This window comes from Idiomarina sp. UBA4206 (assembly GCF_002383015.1).
Classification (GTDB): Bacteria; Pseudomonadota; Gammaproteobacteria; order Enterobacterales; family Alteromonadaceae; genus Idiomarina; species Idiomarina abyssalis.
This window is the reverse complement of sequence record NZ_DFTS01000055.1, coordinates 22,571-24,571: the sequence shown is the minus strand read 5'-3', so window position 1 is coordinate 24,571 and position 2,001 is coordinate 22,571. Positions and strand designations below refer to the sequence as shown.

Here is a 2,001-nt window from a genome sequence, read left to right as displayed (position 1 = left end):
TAGCGGAAACACCGTCTACTGGCTGGCTCAGTCATGAAGACCATCCGCCGGTGTCGGTAAAGCTGGAACTGACTGGTCACTATGAGGCAGAGCGCAACCTACTACCCGCTCTGCTGCATGTTGAGCTGGATGAGGGCTGGAAAACCTACTGGCGTTCGCCGGGGGAAGGCGGCATACCGCCAACTTTCGACGGGTCGAAGTCAGCTAATATTAAAAATATCGAGTGGCACTGGCCGGTGCCCTCGCGCTACAGCATTCAGGGCATTGATACCGTGGGGTATCAGGGGTCGTTGACCTTTCCGTTAATGATACAGCTAAGCCCGGATGCCAGGCAGGCACACATTAGCGGTACGCTGACTATGTCGTCCTGTACCACCGTTTGTGTGTTAACGGACTACCCAATTGACTTGCACGTTGACCTGGACACCCTGACCGTCGACAGTGATCGTGCCTTTGCCTTTAATCAGGCCATGGGCAAAGTGCCCAGGGAATACGACAGCAATAACGTGAAGCGGGCTATTTGGTCCGACGCCAACCAGCGCGTTCAACTGACCATAGAGCGTGACAACGGCTGGCAAGATCCTCAACTGTTTATACACAGCAACGACGAAGCTCTGGCCGATGCAGAGTTTTCATCACCGAATATTCAGGTGGAAGGAAATACGCTCACGGCGAATATTGAGGTTAGCCACTGGCTGGAACTACCGGACCTTAGCGGCGCTGAACTCATCACTACGGTCAGTGATGAAAAGTTTGCCGCTGAATATAACGTTCAGCTAACCGCAGGCACTATTGCAAATAACGCACCTCCGCTGTGGGCCATTTTATTGATGGCGTTAGCGGGTGGGCTTATTTTGAACATTATGCCCTGCGTGTTGCCGGTATTAGGCCTGAAAGTTCAAAGCCTTATGTTGTCTGGTGCACAACAGCCGAAGGTGGTGCGTAAGCAGTTTTTTGCGTCATCACTGGGTATTATCAGCTCGTTTCTGATCATTGCCCTGGGGCTGATGGTTCTTCGCTGGTCAGGCGGTTCTGTCGGCTGGGGAATTCAGTTTCAAAACCATTATTTCATTGCCGTACTGGTTGCTATTACCTGGCTATTCGCATTGAACTTAATGGGCGCCTTTGAGTTTAAATTGCCGTCTTCTTTGAGTACCAGTGCTGCAGCCGCCGGCGATAACAGCTACAAAGGGAATTTCCTGCAAGGCATGCTGGCCACGGTATTGGCTACACCTTGTACAGCGCCCTTTTTAGGTACCGCGGTAGCCTTTGCATTAGCCGCCGAATCCTCGGTTATTCTGCTGGTTTTTGCCGCTCTTGGCATTGGCATGGCGCTGCCCTGGTTACTCATAGCCGTGTTCCCGAAAACCGCAAAATTACTGCCCAAGCCCGGTCGCTGGATGCAATGGGTGAAACCCGTTTTCGCCATTATGATGCTGGCAACCACGGTCTGGCTGACAACCTTGCTGAAAAACTTTATCAGCAACGAGTTATTCCTGGCGCTAACTGTCGGTTTATCGGTTCTGACATTGGTGATTATTGGTAAAGTGCATGGCCGTAAGGCGCTGTTTTTATCCATTGGTGGCTTTTTGGTATTAGCTGCCGTTGTCGGTACGACGTTAATTCTTACCGCAGACCGTTGGGTCAACAAACTACCGCAGGACCACCAATGGCAGCCACTAACCCAGCAGCGTATTGATGAAGCCGTTGCCAATGGCCAAACCGTGTTTGTGGATGTGACCGCAGACTGGTGTATCACCTGCCAGGCCAACAAAGCGGGCGTGTTACTGCAAGACCCGGTATTTACAGCCTTAGGTGAGAAGCACGTCACCCGCCTGCGCGGCGACTGGACCAAAGCCAACGAGAGCGTCACCCAATACTTAAAGGCCAACAATACCTTTGGTGTGCCCTTTAACAAAGTCTACGGACCCGGCGCTCCGGACGGTATAACCCTGCCCGTAGTACTCAGTAAAGACAAAGTCATGGACGCGCTGGAGGATG

At 52.2% G+C, this 2,001-nt stretch carries 1 protein-coding gene; it reads left to right on the top strand.

Annotation, left to right across the window (positions count from 1 at the left end; genetic code table 11):
* Positions 1–2,001, top strand: a 2,001-nt coding sequence (locus tag B3180_RS11310; protein ID WP_286844627.1) for a protein-disulfide reductase DsbD family protein, incomplete at both ends; no start/stop codon positions are given.